Annotated in this window: 14 protein-coding genes, 2 tRNA genes and 1 pseudogene; 13 read left to right on the forward strand and 4 right to left on the reverse strand. The window is 59.3% G+C overall.

Features of this window, described 5'->3' with window-relative positions; genetic code table 11:
- Positions 1-28: 28 nt before the first annotated feature.
- The 4 genes from HU773_RS03335 to HU773_RS03350 form a co-directional block, all read right to left on the reverse strand.
- A complete protein-coding gene (locus HU773_RS03335) occupies positions 29-1594 on the reverse strand; it encodes an ABC transporter permease (protein WP_186625913.1) in 1566 nt (521 codons plus the stop codon).
- Positions 1594-2619, reverse strand: a complete 1026-nt coding sequence (locus tag HU773_RS03340; protein WP_057958156.1) for an extracellular solute-binding protein — start codon at positions 2617-2619, stop codon at positions 1594-1596. The genes HU773_RS03335 and HU773_RS03340 overlap by 1 nt, the downstream gene beginning before the upstream one ends.
- 144 nt (positions 2620-2763) lie before the next feature.
- Positions 2764-2850, reverse strand: a tRNA-Leu gene (locus HU773_RS03345).
- 179 nt (positions 2851-3029) lie between these two features.
- Positions 3030-3116, reverse strand: a tRNA-Leu gene (locus HU773_RS03350).
- Positions 3117-3340: 224 nt separating this feature from the next.
- On the opposite strand from HU773_RS03350, the gene rnr reads away from it, so the two are divergent.
- From rnr to HU773_RS03410, 13 genes and pseudogenes are all read left to right on the forward strand, one after another.
- On the forward strand, positions 3341-5974 hold the full coding sequence (gene rnr, locus HU773_RS03355) for a ribonuclease R (protein WP_057958157.1): 2634 nt from the start codon (positions 3341-3343) through the stop codon (positions 5972-5974).
- Complete coding sequence (gene rlmB / locus HU773_RS03360; protein WP_057444490.1) at positions 5971-6726, forward strand: 23S rRNA (guanosine(2251)-2'-O)-methyltransferase RlmB; 756 nt, start codon at positions 5971-5973, stop codon at positions 6724-6726. The genes rnr and rlmB overlap by 4 nt, the downstream gene beginning before the upstream one ends.
- Positions 6727-7032: 306 nt before the next feature.
- The gene (gene rpsF / locus HU773_RS03365; RefSeq protein WP_003217491.1) at positions 7033-7455 is read left to right on the forward strand and encodes a 30S ribosomal protein S6; all 423 of its coding nucleotides are present in this window, start codon (positions 7033-7035) and stop codon (positions 7453-7455) included.
- 29 nt (positions 7456-7484) lie between these two features.
- The gene (gene rpsR, locus HU773_RS03370) at positions 7485-7715 is read left to right on the forward strand and encodes a 30S ribosomal protein S18 (protein WP_003171373.1); all 231 of its coding nucleotides are present in this window, start codon (positions 7485-7487) and stop codon (positions 7713-7715) included.
- Positions 7716-7751: 36 nt separating this feature from the next.
- Positions 7752-8645 (forward strand): YybS family protein, encoded by an 894-nt coding sequence (locus tag HU773_RS03375; RefSeq protein WP_057437422.1) that lies wholly within the window; start codon positions 7752-7754, stop codon positions 8643-8645.
- An 18-nt stretch (positions 8646-8663) separates the two neighbouring features.
- Positions 8664-9110 (forward strand): 50S ribosomal protein L9, encoded by a 447-nt coding sequence (gene rplI, locus HU773_RS03380; protein ID WP_003171376.1) that lies wholly within the window; start codon positions 8664-8666, stop codon positions 9108-9110.
- Positions 9111-9220: 110 nt separating this feature from the next.
- Positions 9221-10618 carry a replicative DNA helicase gene (gene dnaB / locus HU773_RS03385; RefSeq protein WP_017138451.1) on the forward strand — a complete coding sequence of 466 codons (1398 nt, stop codon included), beginning with the start codon at positions 9221-9223 and terminating at the stop codon, positions 10616-10618.
- 190 nt (positions 10619-10808) lie between these two features.
- The gene (locus tag HU773_RS03390) at positions 10809-13112 is read left to right on the forward strand and encodes a YgiQ family radical SAM protein (protein ID WP_057958158.1); all 2304 of its coding nucleotides are present in this window, start codon (positions 10809-10811) and stop codon (positions 13110-13112) included.
- A gap of 220 nt (positions 13113-13332) precedes the next feature.
- On the forward strand, positions 13333-14250 hold the full coding sequence (gene ssp4 / locus HU773_RS03395; RefSeq protein ID WP_057958159.1) for an Ssp4 family T6SS effector: 918 nt from the start codon (positions 13333-13335) through the stop codon (positions 14248-14250).
- Positions 14250-14693 carry a hypothetical protein gene (locus tag HU773_RS03400; RefSeq protein ID WP_057958160.1) on the forward strand — a complete coding sequence of 148 codons (444 nt, stop codon included), beginning with the start codon at positions 14250-14252 and terminating at the stop codon, positions 14691-14693. The genes ssp4 and HU773_RS03400 overlap by 1 nt, the downstream gene beginning before the upstream one ends.
- A gap of 15 nt (positions 14694-14708) precedes the next feature.
- Positions 14709-14870: pseudogene (locus tag HU773_RS27345) on the forward strand (NAD synthetase); the annotation flags it as partial.
- A complete protein-coding gene (locus tag HU773_RS03405) occupies positions 14867-15316 on the forward strand; it encodes a hypothetical protein (protein WP_057958161.1) in 450 nt (149 codons plus the stop codon). The pseudogene HU773_RS27345 and the gene HU773_RS03405, both read left to right, overlap by 4 nt.
- A gap of 12 nt (positions 15317-15328) precedes the next feature.
- On the forward strand, positions 15329-15787 hold the full coding sequence (locus HU773_RS03410) for a hypothetical protein (RefSeq protein WP_057437428.1): 459 nt from the start codon (positions 15329-15331) through the stop codon (positions 15785-15787).
- Positions 15788-15851 lie beyond the last annotated feature (64 nt).

The raw sequence follows: 15851 nt of genomic DNA on the forward strand, positions 1-15851 counted from the left end.
AGGAGCTGGCTTGCCTGCGATAGCGCTCTCAGCGGCTCAGATACATCCGTGTCGTGAGCAGGTAGACGGGCAGCCCCGACACCAGAATCAACAGCGCCGCATAAGGCGCCGCCGCCGCAAACTCCACATTCGAGGTGTGCGCCCACACCGCCGTGGCCAGGGTATTCAACCCGGTTGGACTGAGCAGCAAAGTCGCGGTCAACTCCTTCATCGCATCGAGGAACACCAGCGCAAACGCCGCGCCCAATGCCGGAAAGATAATCGGCAGGGTCACCCGACAAAACGCGCTGAACGACGATGCGCCGAGGGTGCGGGCGGCCTCTTCCAGTTGCGGTGCAGCCTTGTTCAGGGCGGTACGGATCGGCGCCTGGGCCAGTGGCAGGAACAGCAGCGCGTAGGCGATCAGCAGCAACGCCGAGGTCTGATACAGCGCCGGCACGTAATGCAGGGCGAAATACACCAGGGTCAGGGCAATCACCAGGCCGGGCAGGGCGTGCAGCAAGTAGGGCAGGCGTTCGGCCCACAGCGCCAGTTGGCCTTTGTAGCGCACCACCAGAAGACCCACCGGTAAGGCCAGCGCCAGGCAGAGTGCCGCGCCGCCCAGGGACAGCGCCAGGGAGGACAGCAGCGCCTCGCTGATCTCGGCTATCGGGAAGGCTGCTGAAGAACCCACGGCCAGCCAGTAGCCGAGCATCCCCAACGGAATGCCACTGCCAATGATCGCCAGCATCAGGCAGTACAGCTGGCCCAATGGCGCCCATCTGCCCAGTCGAACCTGTTCGGCATGCCGCGCCGCGCCTTGTCCGGTGCGCACATGCCGGCCCTTGCCGCGCACGCGCAGTTCCAGCCACAGCAGGGTCAGGCACATGACCAGCAGCACCGCAGACAGCATCGCCGCATTGGCGTTGCTGAACTCCAATTCGAACTGTTGGTAGATCGCCGTGGTGAAGGTCTGCAGGCCGATGATCGACAGGGCGCCGAACTCCACCAGCATATGCAAGGCGATCAACAGGGCGCCGGCCAGCAGCGACGGCCACAGCAACGGCAGGGTGATGCGAAAAAACACGCTCCAGCGATTGAGCCCCAGGGTGCGGGCCGACTCTTCCAGGGACGGGTCCAGGTTGCGCAGGGTGGCCGCCACCGGCAGGAACACCAGGGGGTATTTGGACAGGGTCATGACCAGGATGGCGCCGCCCAGGCCTTCGAACTGGGCGCTCAGGGATACCCAGGTAAAGCTGCTGACAAACGCCGGCACGGCAAACGGCAGGCACAGGATTACGCCCCAGATCCGCCGGCCCGGCAGGTTGCTGCGCTCCAGCAGCCAGGCCAGGGACAGGCCGATCACCGCGCAGGCGACGGTCACGCCGACCATTAATGCCAAGGTGTTGCGCAGTAGCCCGAACACATACGGGCGCCACAGCAGATGCACAGCCTCGGCCCAGCCGGCTTGCCAGGCCTTGAGGCCCACATACACCAACGGCAGCAGGCTCAAGCCCACCAGTAAAAAGACCGGCAGCAGCAGCCAGATTGACGGGCGTTTGCGCCGGGGGCTAAAGCCGCCGCGCAAGGCGGGGGCAGATTGCGATGGGGTCATCAGTTCAAGCCAACGTCACGTTCCAGCTCCAGGGCTTCTTCGGCGTTGCCCAGGTCGGCGGGAGTGACTTTGGGCGGTTGCAGTTCGCTGAATGGCTTGAGGCCGCGGTTGGACTGCATGCCCTTGCGCAGCGGGTACTCGGCGGAGGTGTTGGTGATAACCCGCTGGCCTTCTTCGCTGGCCATGAACGCCAGCAGTTGCTGGGCTTGCTTGGGGTGCTTGCTGGATTTCAATGCCGCTGCTGCCGATACGGTGATCAGGCCGCCAGCATCGCCATCGGTGAAGTAGTGCAGTTGCGAATCCAGGTTGGTTTTTTCCTTTTTCAGGGCAAACCAGTAGTAGTTATTCACCAGCACCGTCGCTACTTCGCCGTTTTCCACGGCTTTGAGGGCGACCATGTTATTGCTGTAGACCTTGCCGAACGCGCGCAGCCCGGTCAGCCATTCTTCGGCGGCATCGCGACCATGCAGTTTGATGATGGCCACGGCCTGTTCCTGGAAGGCGCCGCTGGTGGGGACGAAGCCCACTTTGCCCTGCCACTCGGGGTTGGCGAAATCCAGTACCGACTTGGGTAGCTCTTCTTCCTTGATCAATTTCGGATTGAAGGCCACTACCCGGGTACGTGCGGTGACGCCCATCCAGGCGCCATTGGCGGCCACGTATTCCTTGGGCAGGACATCCAGGGTACTGGCGTCGATAGTGGCCAGCAGGCCTTGTTCGCCAAGTTTGTTCAGTGGTGGGGATTCTTCGGTGTAGATCACGTCGGCGGGGGAGCGCTCACCCTCTTCGACGACCTGGCTGGCCAGTTGGTTGCTGCTGCCCTTGCGTACATTCACATGAATGCCGGTCTTGGCTTCGAAGGCCTTGGCGAGTTCATCGCCGACTTCCTTGTGCTGGCCGTTGTACAGGGTCAGTTCAACCTTGTCGGCCGAGTAGGCGGTGGGAGAGAGCAGGGTCAGGCCGAGCAGAGTGATGGTCAGGCCACGCAGAAGGGATGTCTTGAGACGGATATCGCGGATCATCATCCGGGGTGTTCCTCACTTGAGTGCAACAAATCATTGCAAGGATAAACGATAAAACTTCTCAAGTGCGGGCGCAGCGGGAATTGCGGGTGGAGTTTTTAAACCCCGGAAACGAAAAAACCCGCTTTCGCGGGTTTGATCTGAATTTGGTGCCCAGGAGAAGACTCGAACTTCCACGACCTTGCGATCACCAGCACCTGAAGCTGGCGTGTCTACCAATTTCACCACCTGGGCATTATCAAGCAACGTTGCCGCTGTTGATGGGGCGAACTATACGGCGGGCTTTTTGATCTGTAAACCCCTGATTTGATTTTATAAATCAACTTTTGGGTTAAAAATCAAAGGGCTATAACGCAAAAACCCGCTTTCGCGGGTTTTTGTGAGACTCAAGGCGCAAACCTCAAGTTTTGAATTGGTGCCCAGAAGAAGACTCGAACTTCCACGACCTTGCGGTCACCAGCACCTGAAGCTGGCGTGTCTACCAATTTCACCATCTGGGCAGTATCTTCAACGTTGCCGTCGTCGATGGCGCGCACTATACGGAGTGGCTTTTGAGCTGTAAACCCCCGTCATCAAAAAAGCCTGGAAAATTTCGCAGGCGGTCACGCAAGGTGGTTTTGCGCGGCTATAAAACGCATTTGCGGGCTAGTTATTGCTTGAAATTTCCCGTTTCAATACGCGTATGCCAAACTAACCCACATATAGACAAGGTGAAAACTCTCTAATGGCCGATTGGCAGTCCCTCGATCCCGAGGCCGCTCGTGAAGCGGAAAAATATGAAAACCCTATTCCTAGCCGCGAACTGATCCTGGCGCATCTCGCCGATCGGGGTTCGCCTGCTAGCCGCGAGCAGCTGGTTGAAGAATTCGGTCTGACCACCGAAGACCAACTCGAAGCACTGCGCCGCCGCCTGCGCGCCATGGAGCGCGATGCACAGTTGATCTACACCCGTCGCGGCACTTACGCGCCGGTGGACAAGCTCGACCTGATCCTTGGCCGCATTGCCGGTCACCGTGATGGCTTCGGCTTCCTGATCCCTGATGACGGCAGTGACGACCTGTTCATGAGCCCGGCGCAAATGCGCCTGGTGTTCGATGGCGACCGCGCCCTGGCGCGCGTGTCCGGCCTGGACCGTCGCGGTCGACGCGAAGGCGTGATCGTCGAAGTGGTGTCCCGTGCCCACGAATCCATCGTCGGTCGCTACTTCGAGGAAGGCGGCATCGGCTTCGTGATTCCGGACAACCCGAAGGTCCAGCAGGAAGTGCTGGTGACCCCGGGCCGCAATGGCGCCGCCAAGGTCGGTCAGTTCGTCGAGGTGAAAATCACCCACTGGCCAACCCCGCGCTTCCAGCCACAGGGCGATATCGTCGAAGTGGTCGGCAACTACATGGCGCCGGGCATGGAAATCGATGTTGCGCTGCGCACCTACGATATTCCTCACGTCTGGCCTGAGGCTGTGCTCAAAGAAGCCGCCAAGCTCAAGCCGGAAGTCGAAGAAAAAGACAAAGAGAAACGCATAGATCTGCGTCATCTGCCGTTCGTCACCATTGACGGCGAAGATGCCCGCGACTTCGACGATGCGGTCTACTGCGAAGCCAAGCCCGGCAAGCTGCGCCTGTTCTCCGGCGGCTGGAAGTTGTTCGTCGCGATTGCCGACGTATCCAGCTACGTGAAGATCGGTTCGGCCCTGGATAACGAAGCCCAGGTGCGCGGCAACTCCGTGTACTTCCCTGAGCGCGTGATCCCGATGCTGCCTGAGCAGCTGTCCAACGGCCTGTGCTCCCTGAACCCGAAAGTCGACCGTTTGGCCATGGTGTGCGAGATGACCATCTCGAAAACCGGCGAAATGACCGACTACCAGTTCTACGAAGCGGTGATCCACTCCCAGGCCCGCCTGACCTACAACAAGGTCAGCACCATCCTGGAAACGCCGAAAACCAGCGAAGCCAAGGCTTTGCGCAGCCAGTACTCTGACGTAGTTCCACACCTCAAGCAGCTCTACTCGCTGTACAAGGTGTTGCTGGGCGCACGTCATGTCCGTGGCGCGATAGATTTTGAAACCCAGGAAACCCGGATCATCTTCGGTTCCGAGCGCAAAATCGCGGAAATCACGCCGACCACCCGCAATGACGCGCACAAGCTGATCGAGGAATGCATGCTGGCGGCCAACGTGGCCACCGCCGAATTCCTGAAGAAGCACGAGATTCCTGCGCTGTACCGGGTGCACGATGGTCCGCCACCGGAGCGCCTGGAAAAACTGCGCGCCTTCCTGGGCGAGCTTGGCCTGTCCCTGCACAAAGGCAAGGATGGCCCGTCGCCGAAGGATTACCAGGCTCTGTTGGCCAGCATCAAGGACCGTCCGGACTTCCACCTGATCCAGACCGTGATGCTGCGCTCCCTCAGCCAGGCGGTGTACAGCGCCGACAACCAGGGCCACTTCGGCCTGAATTACGAGGCGTATACCCACTTCACCTCGCCGATCCGCCGTTACCCGGACTTGCTCACGCACCGCGCCATCCGCAGCGTGATCCATTCCAAGCAGAACACCCCGCACGTCAAGCGCGCCGGTGCCATGACTATTCCGAAGGCACGGATCTATCCGTACGACGAAGCGGCCCTGGAACAGTTGGGCGAGCAGTGCTCCATGAGCGAGCGCCGTGCCGACGAAGCCACCCGTGACGTAGTGAACTGGCTCAAGTGCGAGTTCATGAAGGATCGCGTAGGTGAGTCGTTCCCAGGCGTGATCACCGCCGTGACCGGTTTTGGTCTGTTCGTCGAGCTGACCGACATCTACGTCGAAGGCCTGGTGCACGTCACCGCCTTGCCGGGTGACTACTATCACTTCGATCCTGTGCATCACCGCCTGGCGGGCGAGCGCACCGGTCGCAGCTTCCGTTTGGGCGATACCGTAGAAGTACGGGTCATGCGCGTCGATCTCGACGAACGCAAGATCGACTTCGAGATGGCTGAAAAAACCCTCGAAGCGCCGATTGGCCGAAAAAAGCGGGGTGCCGAAACCACAGCGCCGGCGAAAAAAGGCGCTCCTGCGAAAGCTGCAGCGGCTGCCGAGCCTGCGCCGGCCAAGCCTGCGCGCCGCTCCTCGGCCAAGGAAAAGGTCAGCGACGCGTACCGCCCCAGTGATGCGGCGGCGAAAAACGCCGAGTTGCGCAAGAGTCGCGAGTTGAAGCAGCAGTTGCTCAACGAAGCCAAAAGCGGTGGTAAAGCGGCGTCTGGGGGAAAGTCCCAGGCCGCCGACAAGCCGTCGAGCAAACCGAGTAAACACCGTAAAGGCCCGCCAAAAGCGGGTTCGGCCCCTGCCAAGAGCGGCGGGTCGCGCAAACCTAAGGCCAAGTCATGAGTCTGGAAAAAATCTACGGCGTACACGCCGTAGAAGCGTTGCTGCGTCACCACCCCAAGCGCGTCAAGCAAGTGTGGTTGGCCGAGGGTCGTAGCGAGCCGCGCGTTCAAGCGTTGGTCGAGCTGGCCAACCAGAATAAAGTTGCCATCGGTCAGGCCGAGCGGCGCGAAATGGACGTCTGGGTCGAAGGCGTACACCAGGGCGTGGTGGCGGACGTGAGTCCGAGCCAGGTCTGGGGCGAGGCCATGCTCGACGAGCTGCTCGACCGCACCGAAGGTGCGCCGCTGTTGCTGGTGCTGGACGGCGTGACCGACCCGCACAACCTCGGCGCCTGCCTGCGTTCGGCGGACGCTGCCGGCGCGCTGGCGGTGATCGTGCCGAAAGACAAGTCGGCTACCTTGACCCCGGTCGTGCGTAAAGTCGCCTGCGGCGCAGCGGAAGTGATTCCGTTGGTGGCCGTGACCAACCTGGCGCGCACCCTGGAAAAACTCCAGCAGCGCGGCTTGTGGGTCGTGGGTACGGCGGGTGAGGCCGAGGTCAGCATCTATGACCAGGACCTCACCGGCCCGACCATCCTGATCATGGGTGCTGAAGGCAAGGGCATGCGGCGCCTGACCCGAGAGCATTGCGACTACCTGGTGCACTTGCCGATGGCCGGTAGCGTCAGCAGCCTCAACGTTTCAGTCGCGACGGGCGTCTGCCTGTTCGAAGCCCAGCGTCAGCGTGGCGCCAAGGCCAAGTCCAAGAAGTAATCAGGTCTGGCGCAGGTCCAAATGTGGGAGCGGGCTTGCTCGCGAATGCGCAGTGTCAGTCGCCATAGATGTTGGCTGGCCTAACGTATTCGCGAGCAAGCCCGCTCCCACACTGGTTTGCAGGGTTTGGAAGGTTGTACAAATAATCACCAATTGCCTTGCGCCCTTTCTCCCCCTTCTCTACAATTGCGCCCCTTGCCTTCCCGGCGGGCACGCATGTGCCTCCCAGTGGCAAGATTCCTAAGTGTCATTCACTCCTTGTCTGACCGTTTTTGAGCGGCAGGCTACAACCCGTAAGGAGCATTCATGCGTCATTACGAAATCATCTTTTTGGTCCACCCGGATCAAAGCGAGCAAGTCGGCGGCATGGTAGAGCGTTACACCAAGCTGATCGAAGAAGACGGCGGCAAAATCCACCGTCTGGAAGATTGGGGCCGTCGTCAACTGGCCTACGCAATCAACAATGTTCACAAGGCTCACTACGTGATGCTGAACGTTGAGTGCACTGGCAAGGCCCTGGCCGAGCTGGAAGACAACTTCCGCTACAACGATGCAGTGATCCGTAACCTGGTCATCCGTCGCGAAGAAGCCGTTACCGGCCAATCCGAGATGCTCAAGGCTGAAGAAAACCGCAGTGAGCGCCGTGAGCGTCGCGACCGTCCTGAGCACGAAGGCGCTGAAAGCGCTGATAGTGATGACAGCGACAACAGCGATAACGCTGACGAGTAATCCACGGACCTTATTAAGGAGCCTATCAAATGGCACGTTTCTTCCGTCGTCGTAAGTTTTGCCGCTTCACCGCTGAAGAAGTGAAGGAGATCGACTACAAAGATCTCAACACTCTGAAAGCCTACGTATCCGAGACCGGCAAAATTGTTCCAAGCCGTATCACCGGTACCAAAGCTCGTTATCAGCGTCAGCTGGCCACCGCTATCAAGCGCGCCCGCTTCCTGGCCCTGCTGGCCTACACCGACAGCCACGGCCGCTGAGACCGGGCAGTCGACAAGTAGTAGGGGATTGAATGCATGCGCGCCTTAGCTGAGTTCATCATGCGCGGTCGTGTGCAGGCCACTCTGGTAGTGGCTGGATGTGCTGCATTGCCGTTGTTGTATTGGTTGGGTGCTGCCGCAGGAAGCCTTGTGCTGCTGCGGCGCGGTTTGAAGGACGCCCTGGGCGTTCTTGCCCTGGGGTTGCTGCCGGCCTTGATCTGGTGGCTGCAATTCGACGACCCACGGGTACTTCTGGTACTGCTGGGGTCTTCGAGCCTTGCGTTGGTTTTACGCGCAAGTGAGTCCTGGGTCCGTACGCTGCTGGTCAGCGTGGCATTGGGAGTGGTGTATTCAGTGGTGCTTGGCGCGGCTTTCCGCCCGCAAATCGAGGCGCTGTCGCAGGAGTTGGTAAAAATCCTGCCACTGGCCCTCGGGGATCTCTACCAGCAATTGTCGGTAGATGAGCGAGCGCGCATGGCCACACTGATTGCTCCGGTCCTTACCGGCCTGATAGCGGCACTGTTGCAGATCGTCAGTGTGCTGAGCCTGATTCTTGGGCGCTACTGGCAGGCGTTGTTGTATAACCCGGGTGGTTTTGGTCGCGAGTTTCGCAGTATCAGAATCCCCGCAGGACCAGCGATGTTGCTGCTGGCGTGCATGCTTGTAGGGCCGAACTTTGGTCCGCAAATGGCCATGTTGACGCCGTTGTGCAGCGTACCGCTGGTGATTGCCGGGCTGGCCCTGATGCACGGGCTGGTGGCGCAAAAGCGCCTGGCCAAGTTCTGGCTGGTGGGGTTGTACGTGACGCTGTTGCTGTTTATGCAACTGATCTATCCGTTACTCGTGGTCTTGGCCATTGTCGACGGCCTGATTGATTTTCGCGGTCGTCTGGCGCCGAAAGACGCCGATAACGCGAACGGTGAAGGTTAAAAGTTAGAGGATTTTCACATGCAACTGATCCTTCTGGAAAAAGTCGCCAACCTGGGCAACCTGGGCGACAAAGTAAACGTTAAGGCCGGCTACGGTCGTAACTACCTGCTGCCATACGGCAAAGCCACCGCTGCAACCGCTGCCAACCTGGCCGCGTTTGAAGAGCGTCGCGCTGAGCTGGAAAAAGCCGCAGCAGACAAGAAAGCTTCGGCTGAAACCCGTGCTGCCCAACTGGCCGAGCTGGAAGTGACTATCACTGCCACCGCCGGTGACGAAGGCAAGCTGTTCGGTTCGATCGGCACCCACGACATCGCTGATGCACTGACCGCCTCCGGCGTTGAAGTGCAGAAGAGCGAAGTTCGTCTGCCGAACGGCACCATCCGCAACGTAGGCGAATTCGACGTAGCCGTGCACCTGCACGCTGAAGTTGAAGCCACCGTACGCGTTGTCGTGGTAGCAGCTTAAGTAGCACCTAACTGACTGGCACCTCGCGTGCCAGGCGGTTAACATCGGGCACGATCCTGTTTACAGGTCGTGCCTTTTGTTTTTTTCACACCCCCTAATTCCAAGTGGCCATGAACGATATTTCAGCTCCTGAGCAATACGATCTGCAAACCGCTGCCCTGAAGGTGCCGCCGCATTCCATCGAGGCCGAACAGGCCGTGCTCGGTGGCTTGATGCTGGATAACAACGCCTGGGAACGTGTGCTCGATCAAGTCTCGGACGGTGATTTCTATCGGCATGACCACCGCCTGATCTTCCGCGCCATTGCCAAGCTGGCCGACCAGAACTCACCGATTGACGTGGTGACCCTGGCCGAGCAACTGGACAAGGAAGGCCAGACCTCGCAAGTCGGTGGCCTCGGCTACCTCGGTGAGCTGGCAAAAAACACCCCGTCCGTCGCCAACATCAAGGCCTATGCCCAGATCGTGCGCGAGCGGGCGACCCTGCGCCAGTTGATCGGCATCAGCACCGAAATCGCCGACAGTGCCTTTAACCCTGAAGGCCGCACCGCCGCCGAGATCCTCGACGAAGCCGAACGGCAGATCTTCCAGATCGCCGAGGCCCGCCCGAAAACCGGCGGCCCGGTCAGCGTCAACGACCTGTTGACCAAGGCCATCGACCGTATCGACACCTTGTTCAACACTGACAACGCCATCACTGGTATTTCCACCGGCTACACCGACCTCGACGAGAAGACCAGCGGCCTGCAGCCGTCCGACCTGATCATCGTCGCCGGCCGTCCATCCATGGGTAAGACGACCTTTGCGATGAACCTGGTGGAAAACGCCGTGCTGCGCAGCGACAAGGCCGTGCTGGTGTACTCCCTGGAGATGCCAGGCGAATCGCTGATCATGCGTATGCTCTCGTCCCTGGGCCGGATCGACCAGACCAAAGTGCGTGCCGGTCGCCTGGAAGACGACGACTGGCCGCGCCTGACCTCGGCGGTCAACCTGCTCAACGACCGCAAGCTGTTTATCGACGACACCGCCGGTATCAGCCCGTCCGAGATGCGTGCGCGTACCCGGCGCCTGGTGCGTGAGCACGGCGATATCGCCCTGATCATGATCGACTACCTGCAGTTGATGCAGATCCCCGGCTCCAGCGGCGACAACCGGACCAACGAGATTTCCGAAATTTCCCGGTCCCTCAAAGCCCTGGCCAAGGAATTCAACTGCCCGGTGGTGGCGCTGTCCCAGCTCAACCGTTCCCTGGAGCAGCGTCCCAACAAGCGCCCGGTGAACTCCGACTTGCGTGAATCCGGAGCGATCGAGCAGGACGCCGACGTGATCATGTTCGTGTACCGCGACGAGGTGTATCACCCGGAAACCGAGCACAAGGGCATTGCCGAAATCATCATCGGAAAGCAGCGGAACGGGCCGATCGGCTTTATCCGCCTGGCGTTCATCGGTAAGTACACGCGCTTCGAGAACCTGGCGCCGGGCAGTTATAACTTCGACGACGACGAATAGTTTCCAGCGTCTATAAGGGCCCTGTCGCAGGCAAGCCCGCCCGCACATTTGAAAGCATTCACCATTCAAGTGTGGGGGCGGGCTAGCCCGCGATGGAGTCAGCACAATTCCGACCATTACCGTCGGAATTGGTCAAATTTTGTGCTATATTCCGCGCCCGCGATTTTTCATCTCAACACCGGTCACCGTCATGCAAACAGCCAAGCCGTTATTTGACTATCCCAAGTACTGGGCCGAATGTTTCGGTCCAGCGCCATTCCTGCCCATGAGCAGGGAGGAGATGGATCAGCTTGGCTGGGATTCATGCGACATCATCATCGTCACCGGTGATGCCTACGTGGACCATCCTTCGTTCGGCATGGCGATCATTGGCCGGCTGCTGGAGTCCCAGGGCTTCCGCGTCGGGATCATTGCCCAGCCCAACTGGCAGTCCAAAGACGACTTCATGAAGCTCGGCGAGCCGAACCTGTTCTTCGGCGTCGCGGCCGGCAACATGGACTCGATGATCAACCGCTACACCGCCGACAAGAAAATCCGCTCCGACGACGCCTACACCCCTGGCGGCATGGCCGGTAAACGTCCGGACCGTGCGAGCCTGGTGTACAGCCAGCGTTGCAAGGAAGCCTACAAGAACGTGCCGATCGTGCTCGGTGGCATCGAAGCTTCCCTGCGCCGCATCGCCCACTACGACTACTGGCAGGACCGGGTGCGCAACTCGATCCTGATCGACGCCACCGCCGACATCCTGTTGTACGGCAACGCCGAGCGGGCGATTGTCGAAGTTGCCCAGCGCCTGTCGTGGGGCCACAAGATCGAAGACATCACCGACGTGCGTGGCACCGCGTTCATTCGCCGTGACACGCCAGCGGGCTGGTACGAAGTGGACTCCACCCGTATCGACCGCCCGGGCAAGGTCGACAAGATCATCAACCCGTACGTGAATACCCAGGACACCCAGGCCTGCGCCATCGAGCAGGAAAAGGGCCCGGTTGAAGACCCGGAAGAAGCCAAGGTCGTACAGATCCTCGCCAGCCCGCGCATGACCCGCGACAAGACCGTGATCCGCCTGCCATCGGTGGAAAAGGTCCGTGGCGACGCAGTGCTGTATGCCCACGCCAACCGCGTGTTGCACCTGGAAACCAACCCAGGCAACGCCCGCGCCCTGGTGCAGAAGCACGGCGAAGTGGACGTGTGGTTCAACCCACCGCCCATTCCCATGACCACCGAAGAAATGGACTACGTGTTTGGCATGCCTTACGCCCGTGTCCCGCATCCTGTGTACGGCAAGGAAAAAATCCCGGCCTACGACATGATCCGCTTCTCGGTGAACATCATGCGTGGCTGCTTCGGCGGCTGCACCTTCTGCTCGATCACCGAGCACGAAGGCCGGATCATCCAGAACCGTTCCGAAGAGTCGATCATCCGCGAGATCGAAGAGATCCGCGACAAGGTCCCAGGCTTCACCGGGGTGATTTCCGACCTTGGCGGGCCGACCGCGAACATGTACCGCATCGCCTGCAAGAGCCCGGAAATCGAATCCGCGTGCCGCAAGCCGTCCTGCGTGTTCCCGGGCATCTGCCCGAACCTGAACACCGACCACTCGTCGCTGATCCAGCTGTACCGCAGCGCCCGTGCCTTGCCGGGTGTGAAGAAGATTTTGATCGCTTCCGGCCTGCGTTACGACCTGGCCGTGGAGTCGCCGGAATATGTCAAAGAGCTGGTGACCCACCACGTCGGTGGCTACCTGAAGATCGCCCCGGAACACACCGAGGAAGGTCCGCTCAACCAGATGATGAAACCGGGCATTGGCAGCTATGACAAGTTCAAGCGCATGTTCGAGAAGTACACCAAGGAAGCGGGCAAGGAGCAGTACCTGATCCCGTACTTCATCGCCGCCCACCCCGGCACCACCGATGAAGACATGATGAACCTGGCCCTGTGGCTCAAGGGCAATGGCTTCCGCGCCGACCAGGTGCAGGCGTTCTACCCGTCGCCAATGGCCACCGCCACCGCGATGTACCACTCGGGCAAGAACCCGCTGCGCAAGGTCACCTATAAGAGCGACGCGGTGACCATCGTCAAGAGCGAAGAACAGCGCCGTCTGCACAAGGCGTTCCTGCGCTACCACGACCCCAAAGGCTGGCCGATGCTGCGTGAAGCGCTGACCCGCATGGGCCGCGCCGACCTGATCGGGCCGGGCAAGGATCAGTTGATTCCGCTGCATCAGCCGTCCACCGACAGCTACCAGAGCGCCCGTCGCAAGAACTCGACGCCGGTGGGCAGCCATAAGGTCGCCAAGGAAACCACCACCAGGATCCTCACCCAGCACACCGGCCTGCCGCCTCGTGGCAGCGACGGCAGCAACCCGTGGGACAAGCGCGAACAAGCCAAGGCCGCGGCCATGGCCCGCAACAAGCAGGCGGCTAAAGAGCGCACCGACGCGGCCAAGGGCAAAGGCAAGAAGCCTGCGCGTAAGCCGGTCGTACCGCGTTGATCGCAGCCTGAAATGCAAAACGCCAGCCTCGTGCTGGCGTTTTGCTTTCTAGCGGGTGGGAAACCTGTTTGTTAAGGTGGCGCCCATTGAATCGCCTTCGCGAGCAAGCCCGCTCCCACATTCGACCGCATTCTCATGCTGGAACTCGGTCAACTGTGGGAGCGGGCTTGCTCGCGAAGGCGCCAGTTCAGACACCACCTATTTCAAGGAAGAACACCCCATGAGCAACCCCTTGCTCAACATCGGCATGGACTCCAACCGCTCCCAGTTCATGGCGCGCCAGCGCATCGAAAGCCAGATCAACCTGCCACGGCTGTTCGCGGCCATCGACGCCGACCCCGGCATCGTCGGCGCAGGGGTGGTGTATATCGACGCTGACTTCAATGTCATTACCCTGCGCGAGTTCAAGCCGATCTGCAGCATCAAGCCCAAGCGCATCATTTTGCGTGAGGCGCAGAGGTACATTTCGCCGGCGCAGTTTGCCAATCAGGTGGCTAACAACCCGCGTGAGTCCCGGTTGGTGGGCGAAGCAGTCAATACGACCCTGTCTTGTGCGGGCGCAATCCTCGGTTGGATTGTTGTGTTCAGCGGTACAGTCGCCGTGCCTTTCACGGGTGGCGCGAGCCTGGTGGTGGCGGGCATCGGTGCGACGGCTGCAGCGGCCAGTACTGCGCAATGTGTCGTCGGGGGGGTGAGAACTATCAACGAACTCAATGACCCGGCAGCCAACGACGATATGGATAGCGAGGACTGGTATCGCTATGCAATGCCGGTATTGGACGCCGCTTCACTGCTGGGTGCCGGCGCCTCTACTCTGACCACTCTTCGGCTGCTGCAGGCTCGAAAGGTGACCACTGGCAGAAGTTGGTACGAGTTGTCCAAGGGGTTGACCCGCCAGCAACGCAAGGCGCTCACCAAAGAGTTGCTGAGCCTGAAAGATCCAAGACTGAGCAATAAACTCTTGAAACTGCGCCAGCGCTCCGGTCTGCTGGCCAAGCGCTATTCAGCTAGCGAGATCAATCACGCTACTGTGACGCAGATCAGAGACTCCCTCGGGGCTGCCGTTGGTCTTACCGGGAGCGCTATATCAGGCAACATTCGAACGATTGCAGTTGGCCTCTATGAGGAGGTTGAGTGATGGATCGTCCTGGTTCATTAAGAGCTTTTTTGGCGCAATATTTTCCAGCGTTTATATGCGCGTTCTTCCTTGCCTGCTTCTCTCTCTCTGCCGCTATTTCATTGGCATCAAGTACATTTTTTCGCAGTGACCCAGAGCGGGCGCGTTACTCTTTTCTGGCGGCAGTTTTCTTGGGCTTGCTCTTGGCGTTCAGCCATTTCGTCATGATCAGAGGGCGAGAATGGGGGGCTTGGGCTATCGCAGCCTTCTACGTTGTATGTTTGCTGGTCGTGTTGCCAACCTATAGCTATCGGCCACATATGGCAGCGTATGTAATGGGGCTGCTGTTTCCGTTGGCGGGGTTGCTGTTGCTCAATAGTCAGCGTCATCGGGAAATGCGACAGAAACTCGTCGAGCTGCGCCATCTGCGCCAGGCTGCGACCGCAAAGTACAAAAAACGGTGATTGTGCAGATTCACTAGCCGTGAACTCCCCAAGCGTTTCGCGCCTACCGAAGTCAAGCATGCAACAGTCACGCAAATTAAGGATGCCTTGGGTGCTGCGGTCGGTTTTACCGGCAGTGCGATTTCGGGGAATGTTCGGACTGTTGCTGTAGGCCTGTACGAAGAGATTGAGCAATGAATGAGATTCCCAGCATTCGTAGTTTTCTGTCGCAGTATTTTCCGGTCTTTATGGGGGGGATATTCGCGTCCATTTTTACGTTGGTATTTGCAGTTCCGTTGTTTTTCGACAGCTATTTTCAGGACCTTCCCATGGAGGACAATGCAAAGTATTCGTTCCTGGGTGGCATCGCGCTCACTTTGGTGGTGGTGCACTGCAATTTCATGATTGCTCGCGGGCGTCCGCAATGGGTGCGGCCGCTGGCGGTGCTCCTGGGGTTGTGCTTCCTAGGTGTGTTGCCCGCCATCCGTGATCAGCAGCATCCGTTGATCTATAGCTTGAGCTTATTGTTCCCACTGCTGGGCTTGCTGTTGCTCAATAGTCAGCGCCATCGCGAAATGCGCCAGCGGCTGCTCGAAATACGCCACCTGCGCCAAGCCGTAATCGCAACGCGCAAAAAGCGTTGATGGGGTAAGCGAATGAACGAGTTAATGACGCTACGCGACTTTTTCAGGCAATACTTTCTGACGTTTCTGGGTGGTGTATTCGCTGCGTATTTTTCGTTGGCATTGGCTGTTGCGCTGGCGTTCGTCACTTATTTTCGTGATGTGCCGCTGGCTCAAGTGGGGCTCAAGATCATGTTGGTCGGGGCGCTGCTCATTCTGTTGACGGTCCATAGCAACTTTATGATTTTGCGGGGCCGACCCTCCTGGGTGTGGGTGATGGTCGGTATCTACCTCGCCTGTCTAGTGTTTGTAGTTCCAATGGTTCAGTACCAGCCTCATAAAGTTCTCTATGGGTTGGCGCTGTTATTCCCATTCCTTGGATTGTTGACACTTAACAGCAAGGTTCAACGAGAGATGCGTACAAAACTCGTTGGAATCCGTCGCATTCGGCAGTCTGTCAAATCAACCGCTAGATCGAGTAGTCGCATGTGAAGGCGTTGCCTTCGATAACCGGTTTCAACGCAACGCGCAAAAAGCGCTGATTGGGTAGATTCAC

The organism is Pseudomonas shahriarae (assembly GCF_014268455.2).
GTDB classification, from domain to species: Bacteria; Pseudomonadota; Gammaproteobacteria; order Pseudomonadales; family Pseudomonadaceae; genus Aquipseudomonas; species Aquipseudomonas shahriarae.